The organism is Streptococcus sp. E29BA, assembly GCF_041807805.1.
GTDB lineage: Bacteria > Bacillota > Bacilli > Lactobacillales > Streptococcaceae > Streptococcus > Streptococcus entericus.
Window position 1 is genome coordinate 1 of record NZ_JBGTZA010000078.1, and the last position, 429, is coordinate 429.

General features: G+C 44.5%; 1 pseudogene. It reads right to left on the minus strand.

What is annotated here, in order from left to right:
* Positions 1–62: 62 nt before the first annotated feature.
* A pseudogene (locus ACERC8_RS09975) lies at positions 63–386 on the minus strand (transposase); the annotation flags it as partial.
* Between the last annotated feature and the right edge of the window lie 43 nt (positions 387–429).

The following is a 429-nucleotide window of genomic DNA, read 5'->3' on the forward strand; positions in this document are numbered from 1 at the left end:
TTGGAGTAAACTAGTCCAGTGGACTAGTTTAGCCCGAGCTTGAAAACGAGAGAGCGAGGGTTCCAGTAGCGTTTGAGTGCCTTGTACTCGTGAGAATTTCGATCAAACTGGTTCATTATCTGAACACGTAGCCTGTTCATTGCCCTGCTCATATGCTGGACAATGTGGAAACGATTGAGAACAATTTTAGCCATAGGAAATAGTTTCTTAGCGATGTCGTAATAAGGGCTAAACATGTCCATGGTGATGACCTTAACACGGTTCCTGACGTCTCTCGGATAGCGCAGAAAGTGGTTGCGAATGGTGGCTTGTGTTCGACCATCTAGAATAGCTAGGATTTTGAGCGAGTTAAAGTCTTGAGCGATGAAGCTCATTTTGCCTTTCCTGCTTCAACTAGTCGCTTTTGTATTTTCAGGCTCCTACCTCAAA